This window comes from Halioxenophilus sp. WMMB6 (assembly GCF_033283405.1).
GTDB lineage: Bacteria > Pseudomonadota > Gammaproteobacteria > Pseudomonadales > Cellvibrionaceae > Halioxenophilus.
The window spans coordinates 445,953-462,784 of record NZ_JAWMQR010000003.1; the positions used below are offsets into that span (position 1 = coordinate 445,953).

Sequence of the window (16,832 nt, forward strand, 5' to 3'; positions counted from 1 at the left end):
TGTATCACAGCCAAATTGGTTATTGAGCGGCCAATTGCCGACTAATTGCCTCTTCGAGCCGCCCAACGCGCTATCCAGTAGTCAAAACTGAGGTAACGACCACCGCCAAAGCAGAGCAGCGTAAACAACATAATGAAGTAGGTAGCCGCGAATTCGATGCCATTATTGAGGATGGTGACCGGGCCACGGCCCGTCAACCAACCGTAATTACCATGCTCCCGCAGAATTGATTTGATCCGCTCCTTGCGTTCGACAGCCTCCACAACTCTATCGTTCGCCAACCAGCTGCTGGCATCTGAAACCGCCAACCAGCCGTTATCCCAATGGACGGTAAAAATAGCCACCAGCATGGTGATCATCAAAGGGATGGAGACCAGACGCGTGGCCAACCCCACAATTAAGAGGGCACCACCGACCAACTCGGTGCCCGCTGCCAGCAGCGCCATCAGCCAGGGTAAGGGCAGCCCCAAGCCATCGCCAAACCAACTGACGGTGGCATCAAAGGCGGCAAACTTGTTCCAGCCCGCCTGCATCATGATGGGCGCCAGGTAGAGGCGCAGCAGTAACAGGGGAAGGCCACCGGCGTGCTCCAACAGGTTTACAGACGATCGATAGGTGTTGTTGACAGGTGCCAGCAGGCTCATAGGTATCCCTCCCTTGGAATAACAGTTAATATTCAGCGACGTTCTGGGACTCTAGCTCAACGAGTGCAGTTCCGCGCAAGAAATAACGTATTTATCACGCCACCCTTGAATGCCCCACAGGCTTTTGATGTAGGCAATCCACCCCCACACTCCTGATCGATACCTCCCGTGAGCCGCAGTACCGTACAAGAAGCATTGATTGTTACCCGTCTGGGTTTGCCACTGATCATCAGCCATATGGCAATCATCGGCATGGCTGCCACCGATACTATTTTCTCCGGCTTGGTGAGCACCGAAAACCTGGCGGGACTCTCCATCGCCGCCAGTATCTGGTCGGGGCTGTCGGTGTTTATTCTGGGGATGTGCGGCGCCACCGTGACTATCGCTGCCCAGTTGCACGGCGGCGGTCGCTTCTCCCGTATTGGCTTTCAGGTGCACCAAACCGCCTGGATTGGCTTTGCCACCGCGGCCTGCATCTGTCTACTGCTGGCCACTAGCCAATGGTGGCTGCGTGCGCTCCAACCCCCGGGCCCCGTGACCGAAATCGCCTGGCGCTACCTGACGATACTCACCCTCGGCTGTTTTGGCTTTGTGCTGACGGCAGTGATGCAGGGTGCCTGTGAAGCGGTGGGTGACACCACCCTGGCGATGATCACCAACATCGGCCTGTTTCTGCTCAACGCGCTGTTTGACTACAGCCTGGTGTTTGGCCACTTTGGCCTGCCGCAGCTGGGGGCGATTGGCTGTGCCTGGGCCAGTGTACTGGCCTACTGGCTGGTGGCCATTGCCCTGGCGCTCTACCTGCAATCCCGGGCCAGCTACCGCCGCTATCACCTCTTCACCAAAGCCTGGATGCCGCACGCCAAAAGTATTCGCAAGCAGCTGGGGCTCTCTCTACCGCTGGCCATTGGCGCCGGTGGCGAGGTCTTTTTCTTCTCCAGCATCGCCCTGACCCTGGCGCCGTTTGGCCCCATCGCCCTGGCCAGCCATCAGGTGGTGTTTAACTTCAGCGCCATTGTCTACATGATCCCGCTGGGGTTGAGCGTTGCGGTCTGTATTCGGGTGGCCCAGCTGCGCGGTGCCGGGCAAGAGGTCGGGGCGGTGTTCAGTGCCTTTACCGGCACCAAGGTGGCGGTCTGCATCGCGGCCGTGACCGCCCTGCTCACAATCTTGGCGCGCCACTGGATTGCCGAGCGCTACAGCCCGGATCAGGAGGTACAGGCCATCGCCGCGCAGCTGCTGTTGATTTGCGCGCTCTACCAGCTGTTTGATGGCCTGCAGGTCTCCTCCTGGGGTGGCCTGCGCGGTTTTGGTGACACCAAAATCCCTATGTTGCTGCAGCTGACCGCCTACTGGCTGTGCGGCTTCCCCATCGGCCTGCTGCTGGCCCACGGCTTGCAACTGGGGGTTTATGGATTCTGGCTGGGGATAGTGTGCGGCTTGATGACGGCGGCGGTGCTGTTACACACCCGCTTACACATTATCAGCCGTCGATTCGCAAGCACAGCAGCACTGCAGCAGCATGCGGCATGAGATGACTTGTGATCAGGATCGTTCGGGGTTAACCACAGACAGGGCAATCCGGCCGCTGAGCAAAGCTTAGCCGCTGCCATTGGCCAGCCCAAGCGTCCCACAGGTGCAGCACCCCGGTTTCGTGGGCATGGCTCAGCACCTTGATGGTCTCCAGGGCCTGCAACGCCCCCAGCACGCCCACCACCGGAGCCAATACACCGCTCTCGGCACAGTTCAGTTGCAGCTCGGTGTTTTCATCATAGAGGCATTGGTAACAGGGCGAGCCAGCCCGGCTATCGACCACCAGCAGCTGCCCTTCGGTGCCAATGGCGGCGGCGCTCACCAAGGGTACCGCCAGCTGATAACAGAGCCGATTGATCTGCAGCCGGCTGGCCAGGTTATCGGTGCAGTCGACCACCACATCCACCTTGGCAATCCACTGCGCCGCCTGAGCATCACTTAGCCGCGCTTCAATTGCATGACAGACCACATCCGGGTTCAGCGCCCGCGCCGACTCGCCGGCCGACAGCGCTTTGTTAACGCCAATGCGGCCACTTTGATGAGCGATCTGGCGCTGTAGATTGGAGAGTTCGACCGCGTCGTCGTCGACCACAATCAATTCGCCTACGCCACTGGCGGCCAGGTAGAGAATCACCGGGCTGCCCAGGCCACCGGCACCGACCACCAGCACCTTGGCCGCCAGCAACCGCTCCTGTCCCTCAACATCCAGCTGCGGCAGTAATATATGACGGCTGTAGCGTAGCAGTTGATCATCGCGCATGGCTTGCACCTACCTCCCCTGGCCACTGCCCCTCGCTGACGCGGGGGTTGTTGTTGAGATCACGATGGCAGGCGACCTGCGCATAACCCAGCTCATTGAGCAGTTCTTGGCAGGCCTGCTCTTGGTTGTAGCCGTGCTCAAACAGCAGCCAACCACCGGGTGCCAGGTGCGCCCGGGCGTCGCTGGCGATGCGACGGATATCGGCCAACCCGGCTTCGGCCGCCACCAGTGCCGTAACCGGCTCGAAACGTAGATCGCCCTGCTGCAGATGGGGGTCGGTGGCATCGATATAGGGCGGGTTGCTGACGATCATCCCAAAGTGGCTCTCCTCCGGCAGCCCGGCAAACCAGTCGCTTTGCAGAAAGGTGATATTGCCAATGTGATTGCGTTGCCCGTTGTGGCGCGCCACCGCCAGGGCTTCGGCGCTGTTATCCACCGCCAACAGCTGCCAGTCGGGGCGTTGCCTGGCCAGGGCCAGGGCAATGGCGCCGCTGCCGGTTCCTAAATCGAGCACCTGCGTGCCGGCCACCGGCTTGGCCAAGGCCAGCTCAACCAGCAGCTCCGTCTCCGGCCGGGGAATCAAGGTGGCACCGGTAACAGTCAGGGTGAGATCCCAGAAACCCTGCCGGCCCAGCAGATAAGCCACCGGCACGCCGCGGCGGCGCTCGGCCACCAGGCTGGCAAACTGCTGCAGCTCCGCCTCAGCCAGCGGCTTTTCTGGCCAGGTGAAGAGATACGTACGCTCGCGCTCGAGCGTAAAGGCCAGCAACAGTTCGGCATCCAGTCGGGGGCTGTCACTCTCGCTCAACTGGGTACCGGCCCAGCGCAGGCAGGTGGCGATGGAGCTGCCCGCAGCCAGCATCGATCAGCCTGCCAGGGCCGCCAGTTGATCGGCCTGATATTCGTTAACCAGAGCGCCTACCACCTCGCCCAGGTCGCCCTCCATAATTTCGGAGAGGCGGTAGAGGGTGAGGTTGATGCGGTGGTCGGTAACCCGGCCTTGAGGGTAGTTGTAGGTGCGAATTCGCTCGGAGCGATCACCCGTGCCCACCAGATTACGGCGCTCGTCGGCAATCGACTGAGCCGCGGCGGACTCCTGCTCCGATTTCAGCTTGGCCGCCAACAGCGACATGGCCCGGGCACGGTTTTTGTGCTGGGAGCGCTCATCCTGACACTCCACCACAATACCGGTTGGCAGGTGGGTAAGACGAATGGCGGAGTCGGTTTTGTTAACGTGCTGACCACCGGCGCCGCTGGCGCGGAAGGTATCGACACGCAGATCATTCTTATTGATATTGATCTCTTCCAGCTCATCGGCCTCAGCCATGATGGCCACGGTACAGGCCGAGGTGTGAATCCGACCCTGGGATTCGGTCTCCGGCACCCGCTGCACCCGGTGGGCGCCGGATTCAAATTTCAGCTTGGAGTAGACCCCCTGGCCCACCACCCGCGAAATCACCTCTTTATAGCCACCGTGTTCACCCTCGTTGGCGCTGATCAACTCCACCCGCCAGCCCTGGGTTTCGGCGTATTTGCTGTACATGCGGAACAGGTCGCCGGCAAAGATAGCCGCCTCATCGCCACCGGTACCGGCGCGAATCTCCAGGAAGACGTTTTTCTCATCGTTGGGATCTTTCGGCAACAGCAGTTTTTGCAGCTCCATCTCCAGCGGCTCCAGGTCCGCTTCGGCGGTTTTCAGCTCCTCCTGTGCCATCTCCCGCATATCGGCGTCGCCATCGCCCAGCATCTCTTTGGCGGTGGCGATGTTATCGACCACGGCTTGGTAGTCACCGAAGGTTTTCACCACCGGTTCCAGCTCGGCGTACTCTTTGGAGAGGCTGCGGAATTTGTCCTGGTCGCTGATGACGTCCGCCTCACCCAACAGGGCGGAAACTTCCGCATAGCGCTCCTGCAGGAGCTCCAGCTTCATTAATATCGATTCTTTCATAGATGATTCGCGTTAGTTTAAATCTTGCTCGTCCAGGTCGAGCAGCTCCTGGCTCCAGCCAAGCAGTTCCATCCGTCCATCGGCACTGGCCTGGCGGATTTTGGTGGTGGGCCCGTGTAACAATTTGTTGGTCAGGTTGCGTGCCAGCAGGCGCAACACCTGCTCCGGATCACTGCCGGTAGTAAGAGAGTGCAGCGCTTTGTCGAGCTCCTGATCGCGCAACTTCTCTGCCTTGCGGCGATAGGCTTTGATGGTGGAGGCCGAATCCTGCACCCGCAGGCCGTGCAGGTAGGCCTGCACACCCTCTTCAATAATACCCGTGGCCTGCTCGGCGGCCTCCTGCCGGGAGCGCAGATTCTCCTGAATCACACCGCGCAGATCGTCCACCGTGTAGAGGTAAACATCGGCCAGCTCGCCAACCTGCTCTTCGATATCGCGCGGCACCGCAATATCAACCATAAAAATGGGCTTGTGCTTGCGCTGCTTCAGGGCTTGCTCCACCGTGCCTTTGCCCAAAATGGGCAATGGGCTGGCCGTGGAGGAGATGACGATATCGGTGCGTGCCAGCACATCGGGGATCTCTTCCAGCAATATCGCCTGGCCGGCAAACTGATCCGCCAGCTCCGCGGCCCGGGAGAGCGTACGGTTGGCCACGATGATCGATTTAACCCCCTGCTCCTGCAGGTGCTTGGCCACCAGTTCGATAGTTTCACCAGCACCGATGAGCAACGCGGTATCCTGTTTTAAGTCACTGAAAATCTGTTGAGCCAGGCTCACGGCGGCGTAGGCCACCGAAACCGGGTTCTGGCCAATGGTGGTTTCGGTGCGTACCCGTTTGGCGATGGCAAACACCTGCTGAAAGACATCGTGCAGGGTGCTACCGACGGTTCCCGACTCCTTGGCATGGGCGTAACAGGCTTTCATCTGCCCCAGAATTTGTGGCTCGCCCAGCACCAGGCTGTCCAGCCCGGCCGCCACCCGCATCATGTGGTTGATCGCCTGATCACCCTGCTTGGCGTAGTAGCAACTGGACAATTCAGGAGTGGATAGTTGGCGATATTGATGCAACCACTCCAGGATCTGTTCGGGTTGCACGGCGGATGGGGCGTAAATTTCGGTGCGGTTGCAGGTTGAAAGTATGGCCACTTCACCAATACCGGCGCGCTGGGCATCTTGCAGAGCGGACTCCATCTGTTCCGGGCTGAAAGCCAGCTGCTCACGCAAGCTCACCGAAGCGGTATTGTGATTAATGCCTAACGCGAGAAGGGTCATGGAACTATAGGGGCCAACTGCCGATCAAAAGGTGAATTTTCCGTATCTTCGTGAGCACTGACAAGGCTTTTGCTGCCCAACCTTGCCTAGGCTGTGCATCCGCACCGTCGAATCAACGCATTTTGCAGTTTTGAGACACGCCAGCCAGCATATATGCCCGGTTAGGTGTAAAAAGAGGACTTTCACTCATAGTGCATTTATACTGATTTTTCAGTACACGAACAGCAGCTCCATTGAAGCATAGGTTACCCGGCTTGAATTTAACTGGCAAAAAAACCCCTAATTCGATGCGCATTGCACCTCTGATGGCAGCACTGCTTACCGCGGGCTTGTTTACGGGCTGTGCCACGCAATCTCCCCCCGTCGAAACTACCTCAACACCCGTGGAGGAGAGCGCCCTCCCCACTGAAAAGCCGGTAGTGTACAAAAACTTTGAGCCAGAAACCCTCTATTCCTTATTAGTTGCCGATATGGCCCTGGACCGGGGCCGCTACGAAATTGGCCTCGGCAACTATGTACAACAGGCTCACACCACACGCGACCCAGCCGTCGCCGCCCGCGCCACCCGTATCGCCCGCTATTTGGGTGCCAGCCAGGCGACCTTGAGCACCTCACTGTTGTGGCTGGAGCTGGAGCCCAGCAACCTGGAAGCACGGGTAATCGCCGCCAATGAGCTGGCCCAGGTGGGCAGGCTCACCGAAGCCTTTGAAATTGCCCTACCGCTGGCGCGCAGCCCGGCTCAGTCGATCTTCCAAACCATAGCTGCCAGAGCCTCCCAGGCGCCGCAACCCCAGCGCGAGATACTCCTGGCCGCCTACACCGACCTGGCCGACAAAAACCCAGAGCAGACCGAGCTGCTGATCAGTAAAGGGCTCTTGCTACAGGCCACCGAACAGTACGATGCGGCTCTGGCCATTGCCGAAGCCGTCCTGAAAAAAGAGCCCGACAACATCAGTGCTGCCAGCCTGGAGGCCAAGGTGCTACAGCAGCTGGGCCGAGAGCAGGAGGCCCGCCAGCGTCTGCAGGCGCTGCTGGAGCGCAACCCCAACAACCAGCGCTTGCGCCTCGACTACGCCCGCCTACTGGCGGATCACGACCTCAATGGCGCCCGGGAGCAGTTTGAAATTCTGCTCAAACAGTCACCCGGTGATGCCAATTACATCTTCTCGCTGGCTTTGATCAACAACGAACTGGGCGATCTCAGCACCGCCAAGCTGCTCTTCACACAGCTGTTGGAACACCCCAGCCGTGGCCCTTCCGCCCATTTCTATTTGGGCGAAATTGCCAATAAAGAGGGTGATAAGCAGGCCGCGCTGGAGCACTACCAGCAGGTCGACTCTGGCCCCGATTTCATGGTCGCTCTCGGCCGCAGTGCTGACATCCTCATCGAACAGGGCAACCTCGACGCCGTACGCCAACGCTTTCAAGAGCTGCGCAGCAACTACAGCAACCAGGAAGAGCGCCTCTATCTGGCCGAATCCGAAGTGCTCAGCCAGCACCAGCTGCTGGATCTGGCGGTCGAGGTCTTAACCGAAGGGCTTACCTTTCACCCCAAGAGCGCCCCTCTGCTCTACGCCCGGGCCATGCTGAATGAACAGCGCAACCGCCTGGCACTGATGGAGTCCGACCTGCGTACCATTATCGACCTGGACACCAGCAACGCCACCGCCCTCAACGCCCTCGGCTACACCCTGGCAGATCGCACCAACCGGTATCAGGAGGCCTTCGACCTGATCAACCAGGCCTTAAGCCTGAAACCGGGCGACCCCGCCATTATCGATAGCATGGGCTGGGTACAATACCGCATGGGCAACTTCGAAGAGGCCATATCCCGCCTGCGAGAAGCCATGAAGGCCTTCCCCGACCATGAAGTCGCCGCCCACCTGGGAGAAGTGCTCTGGGTTACCGGCGCCGAGCAGGAGGCCGAGGCCGTTTGGCAAGAGGGGCTGCGCCTCAACCCTGCAAGCGAGATCATTCCCAAGGTTATGGAGCGCCTGAAAGCGACACCATGAATTGGCGACACTGCACACGCGGCGCCCTGCTGGTGATCAGCCTGGCACTCGGCGCCTGTGCCACCCACCCCAGCCTGCTACCCCCGCAAACTGCAGACACCCTGCAACGCTGGGCTATGGAAGGCAAACTGGGAGTTACACTGCCGGATGACCGCGTCAATGCCTACCTCTCCTGGCAGCAGGACCAGGATCACTTCCTCATTAAACTGAGCGGCCTGTTTGGCCAGGGCAGCACTGAAATCGAGGGCTCTGAGGATCATATCGCCCTCACCCGTGGCCAGCAGACCCTGCAGGGTGCTTCCGCAGAGGAGATCATGCTGCGTGAGCTGGGCTGGAGCGTGCCCGTGGAACACTTTGCCTACTGGGCCAAAGGGGTCCCCTCACCCCTGGTGCCCGTCGATGCCATCACCAGAGATGAACTGGGCGCCATCACCAAAATCAGCCAGGCTGGCTGGCAGGTAGAACTAAGCCGCTATCAAGCCGTCGCCAGTTGGCAATTGCCCAGCCGGCTAGTCGCCAAAACCGATACAATATCCCTGTTGCTGGTGGTCAAGGACTGGCAGTTACAATAGTCGAACACCATGCCCGAACTCACACTCCCCGCACCCGCCAAACTGAATCTGTTCCTGCACATCAATGGTCGCCGGTCGGACGGTTATCACAACCTGCAGACCCTCTTCCAACTGCTCGATTTTGGCGACCAACTCCACTTTAAATCCAGTGATAAGCTCGCCTTCACCTGTAGCGATGCCACGCTCGCCGGGGATAACAACTTGGTACTGCGGGCCGCCAGGCTTTTGCAGAGTTATGCCGGCAGGCCGGTGGGGGCGGAAATTCACCTCGACAAGCGACTTCCAGCCGGCGGCGGCATTGGCGGCGGCAGCTCAGATGCGGCGACCACACTGCTGGCACTCAATGCTCTTTGGCAACTGCAACTGCCTGAACAGCAGCTGTTAGAACTGGCCCGTCAGTTGGGGGCGGACGTACCGGTATTTGTCCACGGTCGCTCCGCCTTCGCCGAAGGTGTCGGCGAGTTACTGCAAGCGGTTGATTTACCTGAGAAATGGTATGTCGTGCTGGCGCCCGACTGCCACGTTTCCACGGCAGAGATTTTTTCTCACAAAGGTTTGACAAGAGACACGCCCGTCATTAAAGTAGCGGCCTCTCTCGAGCAAGGCACTAAAAACGATTGCCAGGCACTGGTTTGCGAGCTCTATCCGCCAGTGAAATCTGCTCTGAATTGGCTAGGTCAATTTGGCCCTGCCACACTGACCGGCACCGGTGCCTGTGTGTTTTTGGCACTGAAAGACAAAGCGTCTGCCGAGGCAGTTTTTGAGCAGCGCCCACCGGGCGTTCAGGGTTTCGTGGCCAAGGGCATTAATCGTTCACCAGTGTTCGACTTGCTTCCGAAGTAATTTGCTACTGGGGTGTAGCCAAGCGGTAAGGCAGCGGGTTTTGATCCCGTCATGCGAAGGTTCGAATCCTTCCACCCCAGCCATATTTCTTCAGTGTGGTACCAAGGCATTATGACAACCCATAACACACTGAGATATTCCCACCAGACTCTGGTGCATTCCGGTCTTAGCTCAATCGATAACATTACTAACCACAAAGGTACGGCTTGTGGCTGATCTAATGCTGTTTTCCGGGAACGCAAACCCGGCCCTTGCTCAGGCAATTGCGGACAAACTCGCCATCCCACTGGGTGACGCCACTGTGAGTAAATTCTCCGACGGGGAGATCACAGTCGAGTTAAACGACAACGTTCGCGGCCGGGATGTCTTTATCGTGCAACCCACCTGTGCGCCCACCAACGACAACCTGATGGAGTTAATCTTCATGGTTGACGCGCTGGGCCGAGCCTCAGCCGGGCGTATTACCGCCGTGGTGCCCTACTTTGGCTACGCCCGTCAGGACCGCCGCGTACGATCCGCCCGCGTGCCGATCTCCGCCAAGGTGACGGCCGACATGATGGTCGCTGTGGGTGTCGATCGGGTACTGACCGTCGACCTGCACTCCGAACAGATTCAGGGCTTTTTTGCCGTACCGGTGGATAACGTCTATGGTTCTCCGGTACTGCTGGCCGATATCGAACGCCGCCACTACGAAGATCTGATTGTGGTCTCACCGGATATCGGTGGTGTGGTTCGCGCCCGGGCTGTGGCCAAACAGCTGGATATCGACCTGGCCATTATCGATAAGCGCCGCCCACGTGCGAATGTCGCCGAGGTGATGAACCTGATCGGTGACGTCAATGGCCGCACCTGTGTGCTGGTCGACGACATGGTCGACACCGCCGGCACCCTGTGCGGTGCCGCCAAAGCCTTGAAAGCCTTTGGTGCCGAAAAGGTAGTGGCCTACTGTACCCACCCGGTACTGTCGGGCAATGCCATGCACAACATTAACAACTCTGAGCTGGATGAACTGGTGGTTACCGACTCTATCCCGCTCAGCGCCGAGGCCCAAGCCTCGCCGCAAATTCGTCAGTTGAGCCTGGCGCCCATGCTGGCCGAGTGCGTACGCCGAATTTGCAATGAAGAATCTCTGAGCGCAATGTTCCGCTAGGAACAGCACTCACAGACCCATACCACACTATAAATAGCTGTGGTTAACACAACTGCACGCATCTCCTGGTCGCAAGGGGAGTGTGCCTACTGAGGACGAGCAAATGTCTGAAGCTTTTGTACTAGACGCGCAGCTTCGCGATCTGTCAGGGAAAGGTGCGAGCCGCCGCCTGCGTCGCGAACAGGGTTTGGTGCCAGCCATTATTTATGGCGGCGACCAGGATCCACTGCAAATTTCACTGGCTCACAAAGATCTGATGAAACAATTGGAGAATGAAGCGTTTTATTCCCACATTGTTACCCTGAATATCGGCTCTGAAAGCCAGCAGGTTATTCTGAAAGATCTGCAACGCCACCCAGCCAAGCCACTGGTCCTGCACGCAGACTTCCAACGCGTCTCCAGCGATCACAAGCTGCACACCAAAGTACCTCTGCACTTCATCAATGAAGACAGCAGCATTGGTGTTAAGCAGCAAGGCGGTGTTGTTACCCACAACATCACTGAGCTGGATATCACCTGCCTGCCAGCGGATCTGCCTGAGTTTATTGAAGTTGATGTGGCACAACTGGAAGTGGGCCATAGCCTGCACATCTCTGAACTGGCCCTGCCTAAAGGTGTCAGCTCGGTAGATCTGGCGCACGGCGGAGACCACGATCTGGCCGTTGTTACCATCTCCAAAACTCGCGGCGGCTCAACTGCCGACAGCGAAGAGACTGCTGAAGAAGAGTAATTAGCGGTTACGGGCGAGGGGCTACCCTCGCCCACTTTTCAAACCATCCCTGTTATGAATACCCCCATCAAACTCCTGGTTGGCCTGGGTAATCCCGGCGAGCAGTACCGACACACCCGCCACAATGCCGGCTGGGACTTTGTCGAGCTGATCGCAGATCAATACCAGTGCACACTCAAACCGGAAGCCAAATTTCACGGGCTCACTGGCCGTATTATGGTCGGCGGCAAAGAGTTGCGCCTTCTGATACCCACCACCTTTATGAACCGCAGCGGCCAAGCCATTGCCGCCGCCGCCAACTTCTACAAAATCCCCCCCGAAGCCATCCTGGTGGCCCACGATGAGCTCGACATGGCACCCGGTGTCGCCCGCCTTAAAATTGGCGGAGGTCACGGCGGCCACAACGGCCTACGCGATACCATCTCTGCGCTGGCCAACAGCAAGGATTTTGCCCGCCTACGGCTCGGCATAGGCCACCCGGGCGACGCCAAAAAGGTGAGCGGATACGTGCTGAAAAGAGCGCCGGAATCTGAGTTCAAACTCACTGCAGATGCCATCTACGAAGCCAGCCGTGTTGTTCCGCTTTTAGTCACCGGCGAATGGCCCAAGGCAATGCAGCAATTACATACCACCAGCTGAGCAAGTTCGCCGGCCAGATGCACCCCTGCACCCGGTTCTAGTGTAGAATGCCGGGCCTTTAAGGCATGGGCCGCCAATTCGTCTAAGGAGACCAATATGGGATTTAAATGTGGCATTGTGGGTCTTCCCAACGTCGGCAAGTCAACGCTGTTTAACGCCTTAACCAAGGCCGGTATCGACGCAGAGAACTTCCCGTTTTGCACCATCGAACCCAACTCCGGCATAGTGCCGGTACCAGATCTGCGCCAGGACAAACTGGTCGAGATCGTCAAACCTGAACGGCTGGTGCCCACTACCATGGAGTTCGTCGATATCGCAGGTCTAGTGGCCGGCGCCTCCAAAGGTGAAGGCTTGGGCAACCAGTTTCTGGCCAACATTCGCGAAACCGAGGCCATTGCCCACGTGGTACGTTGTTTCGATGACAGTAACGTCATCCACGTTGAGGGCAAGGTTGACCCTAGTTCCGACATCGAGGTGATCAACACAGAATTGGCACTGGCCGACCTCGATAGCGTGGAAAAAGCCCTTACCCGCTACAGCAAGCTTGCCAAGGGCCAGGATAAGCAGGCGCAGGCGATGAAGGCGCTGTGCGAAAAGATTCTGCCACACCTGAATGAAGCCAAACCCCTGCGCGCTTTCGGCCTGGACAAAGACGAGCTGGCCCTGCTCAAACCGCTGAGCCTGCTAACCCTCAAGCCGACCATGTACATCGCCAACGTCGATGAAGAGGGTTTCGAGAACAACCCGCTGCTCGACCAGGTGAAGGCGATTGCTGACGGCGAAAATGCCGTTGTGGTGGCCATCTGCAACAAGCTCGAAGCCGAAATCGCCGAACTCGATGACGAAGAAAAAGCGGAATTTCTGACCGACCTGGGCATGACGGAACCGGGACTGAACCGGGTTATTCGCGCCGGCTATGAACTGCTGGGCCTGCACACCTACTTTACCGCCGGTGTTAAAGAGGTACGCGCCTGGACTATTCCGATTGGTGCCACCGCCCCCCAAGCAGCTGGCAAGATCCACACCGACTTCGAAAAGGGCTTTATCCGCGCAGAAGTGATCGCCTACGACGACTTTGTGCAGTTCAAGGGCGAACAAGGCGCCAAAGAGGCCGGCAAGTGGCGCCTCGAAGGTAAAGAATATGTAGTTTCAGACGGTGACGTTATTCACTTCCGTTTTAACGTATAATTCACCCGGTGCGGCGGATCTACCCTTGACAGCCCAAGGGTACTCCCTGATAATTCGCGCCCTCACCGAGTTAGGTGATTTGTGGCTAGGTAGCTCAGCTGGTTAGAGCGCAGCACTCATAATGCTGAGGTCGGGAGTTCAAGTCTCCCCCTAGCTACCACTCTTTTTAAAGGCTGGTCGGGTTATCCCACCAGCCTTTTTCTTCGGCTCCGCAATCCCCCCATCTGCCCCCTTTTTAATCAAGCTCAACTCACCAGCAGCAGACATATTTGCAACGACTATCTTCAAGCACTTTATAACCAACAGGTAATATATCCTTTAAAATTAGCGACTTGTGTTATATCCGATTTTCTATAGCTCTATAAAAAAACAATATAACCACTTGAGCCATTTACCTTCAATTTTTGTGGATTGGGTTATAGAAAATGCTATTATTGTCGCCGCAAGCATCAAATACCCGGACACAAAATCCTAAAGTGCTGGAGGCACAAATCGCATGTTTCGCTCTACTTTACTAACCGCAGCTGCACTACTCATGGCGGTGAGCGCACAAGCCACCACCGTTAACTTCACCAACTGGACCTACAACTCCAGCAACCAGGTTGATTGGCAGGTTAGTGTCGATGACACCACCGATGCCGGCTTCTTCTACTTCAGCGTCGATATCGGTGACCCTGGCCTGACTGGCGACATCGTCGGCTTTGGCTTTGATACCAACATCGACTATGGCGCCTCTATCTTAGACGACATCAAGAGCTATGCCGCAGATCCCGTTTTTGGCACTTGTGATGCTTTCTGTAACTGGAACGGTACTGGCATCACCCCAGACTACTCCTTCTCAGTAGGTTCCAATGGTGCCACCGACACCATCACCAGTTTTCACTTTGGTCTGCCCACATTCGGCCAAAGCCTGAGCACAAGCACCTTCTCACTGGTAGCCATTCGCGCCCAAACAGTAGGACCGAACGAGGATTCAGTGAAGGATTACGCCACTGTGGCGGGGGTGCCTGAGCTGAATGGTTCCTGGGCTGTACTGATTTTTGCCCTGGTTGCCGCCCTGTTGGCGCTGACATCAAACCGTAGCCGCCGACCAGAGGTCGCTTTAGCCTAAGCGCAACGAGCAACCTAACTATAGAAGCCCTCCTTGTGAGGGCTTTTTTTTGCCTATTTTTTCATCACGATTCGCAAGCTTGTCGGCACTAATCTATTCTGAATTTGACGTTCCTAATAAAGGACATAACAAAATCAGGAGCAATCGTGAAATTAAGCGCCCTCATAGACAATGCTGCCAATCTGCCCAGCATCCCCAAAGTGGTACAAGAACTGATCGAATCCTTCTCCCACGACGATTTCGATATTGATGACATTGCCAAAAAAATCTCCGCCGACCAGGCCCTCACCGCCAAAGTACTGCGGCTGGCCAACTCCGCAAAATACGGCGGCAATCGCAACATTGGCTGTGTCAACGATGCCATCGTACGCATGGGCTTTGACGCTCTGCGCACGCTGGTGCTCGCCTCCGGCCTCACTGGCGCATTTAAGGCACCCGTTGGCTTTGATATCAAACACTTCTGGCGCCACAGCTTTATGGTTGCCAATCGCGCCAAGTGGGTGGCCAGGTACACCCGGGTTAACCCGGAAATCGCCTTCACCTGCGGCATGATGAACGCCATTGGCGACCTGTTGATTCACATACTGCTACCCGACCAGGCAAGGGGGATAGATCTGTTGGTGGATGAGGGGGCCAACCGTATTGACCTGCAACGCAACCAACTTGGTTTTGACTACACCCAGACCGGAGAATCCCTGGCGCAACGCTGGAAGTTCCCTGCCGCCATTGCCGATGGAATCCGCTGGCAAAACCAGCCCTGCAGCGCCGACCACGCCACTCCCCTGGCGGCGGTCAATGCCATTGCTATCTACCTCACCGACCAATCCGATAGTTCCAAACAGGAGATTCTCGGCGCATTCCCCAGCGCCATCGCCGAGAGTCTGGATATCGACCTGGTTGAGTTGATGGCCAATATCGATCAACTGCAGACCATCGACGCTGATATTGATGATTTGATCCACTAATGCAGCGGTTACCCGGCGTTAAGCCGGGTTTGCCAACCTCCCCCGCCTAGCGATAACCGGCTCAGTGGCGTTCAGGTCAATCAGCGACCAATTTTTACGCTGATGGTAATTGCGGGACAAATTTCCAAATCAGTATAATGCCCCGCACTTACGCCCCACCCCACATGTCCGAGGTCCAAATTGCAACTTCAGTCTCTGTCACAAGATCAACTTCAATCCCTGGAAGTCGAGCTGGCCGCCGCATACCAAGCTTTTCAGGAGAAAAAACTGTCGCTGGACTTAACCCGCGGCAAACCTTCCAGCGAGCAGCTCAACCTGTCCGATGCCCTCGATGGTATTCTTGCGGGCAACTACAAAGCAGAGGATGGCACCGATTGCCGTAACTATGGTGGGCTGGACGGTCTGCCCGAAATCAAACGCCTGGGCGCTGCCATTCTGGGTATTGGCGAAGATGAGATTCTGGCCGGTGGCAATGCCAGCCTGACGCTGATGTACCAATGCGTCTATCAGGCCTACGAACTGGGCTTTGCCGGCCCGGAATCCGCCTGGCGCCACGAAGGTAAAATTAAAATGGCCTGCCCCGTGCCAGGCTACGACCGCCACTTCACCATCTGTGAAGCCTTCGGCATTGAGATGGTGCCGGTGGCTATGACCAGCGATGGCCCGGATATGGCCGAACTGGAGGCACTGGTGAAGAGCGACCCATCGATAAAAGGGGTTTGGTGTGTGCCCAAGTACTCCAACCCTACCGGCATTATCTACAGTGATGCGGTGGTACAAGCCATCGCCGAACTGCCCAAAGTGGCCGGCAAAGGCTTTTTAGTATTCTGGGATAATGCCTATGCCGTGCATGATCTTATCGATCAGCCCAAAGCGCTGGCCAACATCATGAACCTGGCTAAAACCGCTGGCACCGAGCACTCAATTGTGCAGTTCTGCTCCACCTCCAAGATCACCCATGCCGGAGCAGGCGTCGCCTTTCTGGGGGCAACCAACGGCAACCTGGCGACCTTTAAAAATTCACTCTGTGTCAGCACCATCGGCCCGGACAAGGTCAATCAGCTGCGCCATGCCCGCATGCTGCCCGATATGGCCACACTGGAAAGCCATATGCAGAAGCATGCGGCGATTCTCAAACCGAGGTTCGATATGGTACTGAAATACCTTAACGACGATCTGGCCGGCACCGGCTTAGGCAATTGGGAAAGCCCGGAGGGCGGCTATTTCATCTCTTTCGACACCCTGCCTGGCCTGGCCAAAAGCGTGGTGAAGATGGCGGCGGAGGCCGGTGTGAAACTGACCCCAGCCGGTGCTACCTACCCCTATGGCAAGGATCCGGAAGATCGCAACATCCGTCTTGCTCCCAGTGTGCCCTCTCTGGCAGAGTTGGAAACCGCGATGCAGATCTTTGTTCTGTGCGTGAAGCTGGCCAGCGTCCGACAACGCCTGTCCGCCTGATAGTAGC

General features: G+C 57.4%; 16 protein-coding genes and 2 tRNA genes. 13 read left to right on the top strand and 5 right to left on the bottom strand.

Annotation, left to right across the window (positions count from 1 at the left end):
- Nucleotides 1-41: 41 nt before the first annotated feature.
- On the bottom strand, nucleotides 42-644 hold the full coding sequence (locus SBL51_RS10960) for a DoxX family protein (protein WP_317930968.1): 603 nt from the start codon (nucleotides 642-644) through the stop codon (nucleotides 42-44).
- Nucleotides 645-812: 168 nt separating this feature from the next.
- Here SBL51_RS10960 and SBL51_RS10965 point away from each other — a divergent pair, with 168 nt between their 5' ends.
- Nucleotides 813-2,177, top strand: a complete 1,365-nt coding sequence (locus SBL51_RS10965; protein WP_317930969.1) for an MATE family efflux transporter — start codon at nucleotides 813-815, stop codon at nucleotides 2,175-2,177.
- Nucleotides 2,178-2,205: 28 nt separating this feature from the next.
- Here SBL51_RS10965 and SBL51_RS10970 read toward each other — a convergent pair whose 3' ends face one another.
- From SBL51_RS10970 to hemA, 4 genes are read right to left on the bottom strand one after another with little or no spacing between them, the layout of a single operon-like run.
- Complete coding sequence (locus SBL51_RS10970) at nucleotides 2,206-2,937, bottom strand: molybdopterin-synthase adenylyltransferase MoeB (RefSeq protein WP_317930970.1); 732 nt, start codon at nucleotides 2,935-2,937, stop codon at nucleotides 2,206-2,208.
- A complete protein-coding gene (gene prmC, locus SBL51_RS10975) occupies nucleotides 2,927-3,799 on the bottom strand; it encodes a peptide chain release factor N(5)-glutamine methyltransferase (protein WP_317930971.1) in 873 nt (290 codons plus the stop codon). The genes SBL51_RS10970 and prmC overlap by 11 nt, the downstream gene beginning before the upstream one ends.
- A gap of 3 nt (nucleotides 3,800-3,802) precedes the next feature.
- Nucleotides 3,803-4,885: a peptide chain release factor 1 gene (gene prfA / locus SBL51_RS10980; RefSeq protein WP_317930972.1), complete on the bottom strand. Its 1,083-nt coding sequence runs from the start codon at nucleotides 4,883-4,885 to the stop codon at nucleotides 3,803-3,805.
- A 12-nt stretch (nucleotides 4,886-4,897) separates the two neighbouring features.
- Nucleotides 4,898-6,157, bottom strand: a complete 1,260-nt coding sequence (gene hemA / locus SBL51_RS10985) for a glutamyl-tRNA reductase (protein WP_317930973.1) — start codon at nucleotides 6,155-6,157, stop codon at nucleotides 4,898-4,900.
- 305 nt (nucleotides 6,158-6,462) lie between these two features.
- On the opposite strand from hemA, the gene SBL51_RS10990 reads away from it, so the two are divergent.
- The 12 genes from SBL51_RS10990 to SBL51_RS11045 all read left to right on the top strand — a co-directional run bounded on the left by SBL51_RS10990 (nucleotide 6,463) and on the right by SBL51_RS11045 (nucleotide 16,825).
- The gene (locus SBL51_RS10990) at nucleotides 6,463-8,169 is read left to right on the top strand and encodes a tetratricopeptide repeat protein (protein WP_317930974.1); all 1,707 of its coding nucleotides are present in this window, start codon (nucleotides 6,463-6,465) and stop codon (nucleotides 8,167-8,169) included.
- Nucleotides 8,166-8,741 carry a lipoprotein insertase outer membrane protein LolB gene (gene lolB, locus SBL51_RS10995; protein WP_317930976.1) on the top strand — a complete coding sequence of 192 codons (576 nt, stop codon included), beginning with the start codon at nucleotides 8,166-8,168 and terminating at the stop codon, nucleotides 8,739-8,741. Before SBL51_RS10990 ends, lolB begins: the two co-directional genes overlap by 4 nt.
- Before the next feature lie 9 nt (nucleotides 8,742-8,750).
- The gene (gene ispE / locus SBL51_RS11000; RefSeq protein WP_317930977.1) at nucleotides 8,751-9,584 is read left to right on the top strand and encodes a 4-(cytidine 5'-diphospho)-2-C-methyl-D-erythritol kinase; all 834 of its coding nucleotides are present in this window, start codon (nucleotides 8,751-8,753) and stop codon (nucleotides 9,582-9,584) included.
- A gap of 8 nt (nucleotides 9,585-9,592) precedes the next feature.
- Nucleotides 9,593-9,667 (top strand) — tRNA-Gln (locus SBL51_RS11005).
- 137 nt (nucleotides 9,668-9,804) lie between these two features.
- Complete coding sequence (locus SBL51_RS11010; RefSeq protein ID WP_411860476.1) at nucleotides 9,805-10,734, top strand: ribose-phosphate pyrophosphokinase; 930 nt, start codon at nucleotides 9,805-9,807, stop codon at nucleotides 10,732-10,734.
- A gap of 103 nt (nucleotides 10,735-10,837) precedes the next feature.
- A complete protein-coding gene (locus tag SBL51_RS11015) occupies nucleotides 10,838-11,464 on the top strand; it encodes a 50S ribosomal protein L25/general stress protein Ctc (RefSeq protein ID WP_317930979.1) in 627 nt (208 codons plus the stop codon).
- A gap of 54 nt (nucleotides 11,465-11,518) precedes the next feature.
- On the top strand, nucleotides 11,519-12,103 hold the full coding sequence (pth, locus tag SBL51_RS11020; protein ID WP_317930981.1) for an aminoacyl-tRNA hydrolase: 585 nt from the start codon (nucleotides 11,519-11,521) through the stop codon (nucleotides 12,101-12,103).
- A 96-nt stretch (nucleotides 12,104-12,199) separates the two neighbouring features.
- Nucleotides 12,200-13,291 (top strand): redox-regulated ATPase YchF, encoded by a 1,092-nt coding sequence (gene ychF, locus SBL51_RS11025; protein ID WP_317930983.1) that lies wholly within the window; start codon nucleotides 12,200-12,202, stop codon nucleotides 13,289-13,291.
- Between the two features lie 83 nt (nucleotides 13,292-13,374).
- Nucleotides 13,375-13,451: transfer RNA gene (locus SBL51_RS11030), tRNA-Met, on the top strand.
- Between the two features lie 336 nt (nucleotides 13,452-13,787).
- Nucleotides 13,788-14,402: a hypothetical protein gene (locus tag SBL51_RS11035; protein WP_317930985.1), complete on the top strand. Its 615-nt coding sequence runs from the start codon at nucleotides 13,788-13,790 to the stop codon at nucleotides 14,400-14,402.
- Nucleotides 14,403-14,548: 146 nt separating this feature from the next.
- On the top strand, nucleotides 14,549-15,367 hold the full coding sequence (locus SBL51_RS11040) for an HDOD domain-containing protein (protein ID WP_317930986.1): 819 nt from the start codon (nucleotides 14,549-14,551) through the stop codon (nucleotides 15,365-15,367).
- Between the two features lie 180 nt (nucleotides 15,368-15,547).
- Nucleotides 15,548-16,825, top strand: a complete 1,278-nt coding sequence (locus SBL51_RS11045; RefSeq protein ID WP_317930987.1) for an aminotransferase class I/II-fold pyridoxal phosphate-dependent enzyme — start codon at nucleotides 15,548-15,550, stop codon at nucleotides 16,823-16,825.
- Nucleotides 16,826-16,832: the final 7 nt, after the last annotated feature.

Bases quoted from the DNA above. Each gene is read 5' to 3' on its own strand.
- SBL51_RS10970 (WP_317930970.1), bottom strand. From the start codon at position 2,937: ATGCGCGATGATCAACTGCTACGCTACAGCCGTCATATATTACTGCCG.
- SBL51_RS10960 (WP_317930968.1), bottom strand. From the start codon at position 644: ATGAGCCTGCTGGCACCTGTCAACAACACCTATCGATCGTCTGTAAAC.
- SBL51_RS10990 (WP_317930974.1), top strand. From the start codon at position 6,463: ATGGCAGCACTGCTTACCGCGGGCTTGTTTACGGGCTGTGCCACGCAA.
- SBL51_RS11035 (WP_317930985.1), top strand. From the start codon at position 13,788: ATGTTTCGCTCTACTTTACTAACCGCAGCTGCACTACTCATGGCGGTG.
- prfA (WP_317930972.1), bottom strand. From the start codon at position 4,885: ATGAAAGAATCGATATTAATGAAGCTGGAGCTCCTGCAGGAGCGCTAT.
- lolB (WP_317930976.1), top strand. From the start codon at position 8,166: ATGAATTGGCGACACTGCACACGCGGCGCCCTGCTGGTGATCAGCCTG.
- prmC (WP_317930971.1), bottom strand. From the start codon at position 3,799: ATGCTGGCTGCGGGCAGCTCCATCGCCACCTGCCTGCGCTGGGCCGGT.
- ychF (WP_317930983.1), top strand. From the start codon at position 12,200: ATGGGATTTAAATGTGGCATTGTGGGTCTTCCCAACGTCGGCAAGTCA.
- pth (WP_317930981.1), top strand. From the start codon at position 11,519: ATGAATACCCCCATCAAACTCCTGGTTGGCCTGGGTAATCCCGGCGAG.
- SBL51_RS11015 (WP_317930979.1), top strand. From the start codon at position 10,838: ATGTCTGAAGCTTTTGTACTAGACGCGCAGCTTCGCGATCTGTCAGGG.
- ispE (WP_317930977.1), top strand. From the start codon at position 8,751: ATGCCCGAACTCACACTCCCCGCACCCGCCAAACTGAATCTGTTCCTG.
- SBL51_RS11010 (WP_411860476.1), top strand. From the start codon at position 9,805: ATGCTGTTTTCCGGGAACGCAAACCCGGCCCTTGCTCAGGCAATTGCG.
- hemA (WP_317930973.1), bottom strand. From the start codon at position 6,157: ATGACCCTTCTCGCGTTAGGCATTAATCACAATACCGCTTCGGTGAGC.